We start from the raw sequence: 4,369 nt of genomic DNA on the forward strand, positions 1-4,369 counted from the left end.
GTTCGCCGATGCGGTGCAGGCGATGGTCGACGATGGTGTGGGGACGTTCCTGGAGCTGGGGCCGGACGGGACGCTGTCGGCGATGATCCAGGAGATCGCCGAGGTGACGACCGTGCCGATGCTGCGGCGCGGCCGTGATGAGGAAACGTCGGCGGTCACCGCGGTGGCCGGCGTGTTCGCGCACGGGGTGGCCGTGGACTGGGAGGCGTTCTTCGCCGGCACGGGCGCCCGCCGGGTCGAACTGCCGACCTACGCCTTCCAGCACGAACGGTTCTGGCCCGAGCGGACCGGTGCCACCGCAGACGTGTCCGGTGCGGGCCTCGCTTCGGTCGAACACCCACTGCTGGGCGCGGCCGTTGCCGTCGCCGGCGGCGAGGTCACCGTGCTCACCGGCCGGCTGTCGCTGCGGACACAGCCGTGGCTGGCGGATCATGCCGTGCACGGCCAGGTTCTGTTCCCCGGCACCGGGTTCGTCGAGCTGGCGCTGCGCGCCGGAGACGAGGTCGGGCTCGACCGGATCGACGAGCTGACCCTGGCGGTCCCGCTCGTTCTGCCCGAAACCGGCGCGGTGCACATGCAGGTGCGGGTTGACGGCACTGCCTTCGGCGTGTTCTCCCGCCCCGAACACACCGACGGTCCGTGGACACAGCACGCGTTCGGCGCCCTGGCCGCCTCCGAGGCCGCCACGGCCGACTTCTCCACGTGGCCGCCGGCCGGTGCGGAAGCCATCGCCCTGGACGGTTTCTACGAGCGGCTCGCCGACCTCGGCTTCGGCTACGGCCCGATGTTCCGCGGTCTCACGGCCGCCTGGCGCCGCGGCGGCGATGTCTACGCGGAGGTCGTGCTGCCGGACCAGACGGCCGGCCAGGCCGACGCGTACGGCCTGCACCCGGCGCTGCTGGACGCGGTTCTGCACGCGGCGTCGCTGACCGGCGACACCGATCGCAGTGTGCTCCCGTTCGCCTGGGAGGGCGTGACCCTGCACGCCTCGGCGGCCGCCGCGCTGCGCGTGGTCCTGACGGGCAATCCCGCCGACGGCGTCACCATCGCCGCCGCCGACGCAGCCGGCAACATGGTTGCCACCGTCGACTCGCTCGTGTTCCGCGAGTTCGCCGCCGACCAGGTCGGCCCAGGCACCGACGCGCTCTACCGGATCGACTGGGCACGTGCACGCGCCGGCAACGAGCCGGTGACCGCCGTCGTGCTCGGCGACGACCCGCGCGGTGTCGCCGACCGGCTGCGTTCGGCAGGCGCCACCGTCTCGGCCACCGTCGATCTGGCCTCGCTCGGCGACGCCCCCGGCGCCCCCGACGCCGTCGTCATACCTCTCACCTCCGACGGTGACGTGCTCACCGGAACCCACGACCTCGCCGCCCGTGTGCTGAGCCTGCTCCAGCGCTGGCTCGCGTCCGACGTGTCGTCCGACGGGACCCGGCTGGTGTTCGTCATCGACGGCGCCGATCCGGCCACGGCCGCGCCGTGGGGCCTCGTGCGGTCCGCCCAGACCGAGAACCCCGGCCGCTTCGTCCTCGTCGACGCCGACCACGGACCGCTGCCGCTGGGCGTGGTCCTCGCCACCGACGAGCCCCAGGTGCGCGTGCGGGACGGCGAGGTCCGGGCCGCTCGGCTCGCCCGCCTCACCGCCCCCGCCGCGAGCACGGGCTGGGACACCGACGGCACGGTCCTGATCACGGGTGGCACCGGCGGGCTCGGCGCGAGCCTCGCGCGGCACCTCGTCGCCGAGCACGGCGTGCGGCACCTGCTGCTGCTCAGTCGCCGCGGACCCGACGCCGAGGGCGCCACCGAGTTGGTCGCCGATCTGACAGGACTCGGTGCCACCGCAACGGTCCTTGCCTGCGACGTGACGGACCGGGAGGCGCTGGCGGCGGCACTTGCCACCGTGGCGGCCGGGCACCCGCTGCGTGCCGTCGTGCACGCCGCCGGTGTGCTGGACGACGGTGTCATCGACTCCCTCACGCCCGAGCGCCTCGCCACGGTGTTGCGAGTGAAGGCGGATGCCGCCTGGCACCTGCACGAGCTGACCACCGACCTCGACGCCTTCGTGCTCTTCTCCTCTGTCGCCGGCATCATCGGCGCGGCCGGCCAGGGCAATTACGCGGCGGGCAACGCGTTCCTCGACGCCCTCGCCGCCCACCGCCGCGCCCACGGGCTGCCCGGCCTGTCGCTCGCGTGGGGCGCGTGGGCGCCCGAGACCGGCATGACCGCCGGGCTCACCGACGCCGACCGCGCCCGCCTCGCCCGTGAAGGCGTGCCGCCGCTGACGGTCGAGCAGGGCATGGCCCTGTTCGACGCGGCCCTGTCCGTGCCGGACGAGGCGGTGGTGTCACCCGTGCTGCTCGATCTGGCGGCGGTGCGGGCTCGCGGCGAGGTGCCCGCCTTGCTGCGCGGACTCGTGCGCATGCGGGGCCGGCGGATCGCGGCGGACGGAGGGGAGGTCGCCGACGGCCTGGCCCGCCGCCTCGCAGCGCTCCCAGAGGCCGACCGCACGGAAGCCGTGCTCGACCTGGTCCGTGGCCGGGTGGCGGCCGTGCTGGGCTACGACGCCTCGGCGTCGGTGGAGCCGGCGCGCTCGTTCCAGGAGCTGGGCATGGATTCTCTGACGGCGGTGGAGCTGCGCAACGGCTTGTCGGCGGCCACCGGGTTGCGGCTGCCGGCGACGCTCGTGTTCGACTACCCGACCTCCGCCGGGCTGGCGGCCCACCTGGTCGGGGAACTGCTGGGGATCGAGCCGGCGGAGACGCCGGTCGCGTCACTGCCGTCCGTGTCCGACGACCCAGTGGTGATCGTGGGCATGGCGTGCCGGTATCCGGGTGGGGTGCGGTCGCCGGAGGACCTGTGGCAGCTGGTCACCGACGAGGTGGACGCCGTGTCGGCATTCCCGGACAACCGGGGCTGGGACCTCGACGGCCTGTACGACCCCGACCCCGACCACCTCGGCACGTCCTACGCGCGTGAGGCGGGTTTCCTGCACGACGCGGGGGAGTTCGATGCCGCGTTCTTCGGCATGAGCCCCCGGGAGGCGCTCGCCACGGACGCGCAGCAGCGTCTGCTGCTGGAGACGTCGTGGGAGGCGTTGGAGCGGGCGGGCATCGATCCGGTGTCGCTGCGGGGCAGCCGCACCGGTGTGTTCGCCGGCGTGATGTACGGCGACTACGCGGAACTGCTGAACACCCCGGAGTTCGAGGGGTACCGTGGCAACGGCAGCGCACCGAGCGTGGCCTCCGGCCGCGTCGCCTACACCTTCGGCTTCGAGGGCCCGGCGGTCACGGTCGACACGGCGTGTTCGTCCTCGTTGGTGGCCCTGCACTGGGCGGTCCAGGCGTTGCGGTCGGGTGACTGTGATCTGGCGCTGGCCGGCGGGGTGACCGTGCTGTCCACCCCGAACCTGTTCGTCGACTTCTCCCGCCAGCGGGGTATGTCCGTCGATGGCCGCTGCCGGTCCTTCGCCGACTCCGCCGACGGTGTCGGGTGGTCCGAGGGTGTCGGCATGCTGGTGGTGGAGCGGTTGTCGGACGCGGTGCGCAACGGTCACGAAGTCCTTGCCGTGGTGCGGGGTTCGGCGGTGAACCAGGACGGCGCGTCGAACGGCCTGACGGCGCCGAACGGGCCTTCGCAGCAGCGGGTGATCCGGCAGGCGCTGGCGAGCGCGGGGCTGGCACCCGCGGACGTGGATGTCGTGGAGGGTCACGGCACGGGTACGACGTTGGGTGATCCGATCGAGGCGCAGGCGTTGCTGGCGACCTATGGGCAGGACCGTGAGACGTCGTTGCTGCTGGGTTCGGTGAAGTCGAACATCGGGCACACACAGGCCGCCGCCGGTGTCGCGGGCATCATCAAGATGGTCGTGGCGCTCCGCCACGGTGTTGCGCCGCGCACCTTGCACGTGGACCGGCCCTCGTCACACGTGAACTGGGAAGCCGGCGACGTCGAGCTGGTGACCGAGGCGAGGGCGTGGCCGGTGGTGGAGCGGCCGCGGCGGGCGGCGGTGTCGTCGTTCGGGATCTCGGGGACGAACGCGCACACGATCCTGGAGCAGGCTCCGGTCGGTGAGGTCGTTGAGTCGGCGGCGCTGGATGTCGTGGTGCCGTGGCTGGTGTGCGGCCGGTCCGGGGCGGCCGCTCGTGAGCAGTTGGCCCGGCTGGCGGAGGTTTCCGCGCGGCCGCTGGACGTGGCGTACTCCCTGTTGTCGCGGTCCCGGTTCGACCACCGTCTGGTTTCGGTGGGCCGGACGTCGGGTGAGCTGTCGGTGGCCGCGGTGGAGGGGGTGGCTGGTGATGGTCGGTTGGGGGTTGTGTTCACGGGTCAGGGTGCGCAGCGGTTGGGGATGGGGCGTGGGTTGTATGGCCGG

General features: G+C 73.1%; 1 protein-coding gene. It reads left to right on the top strand.

The features are described from left to right. Positions 1–4,369, top strand: a 4,369-nt coding sequence (locus tag ACIRVH_RS46365; RefSeq protein ID WP_403967143.1) for an SDR family NAD(P)-dependent oxidoreductase, incomplete at both ends; no start/stop codon positions are given.

This window comes from Streptomyces sp. NPDC101165 (assembly GCF_044768135.1).
Classification (GTDB): Bacteria; Actinomycetota; Actinomycetes; order Streptomycetales; family Streptomycetaceae; genus Streptomyces.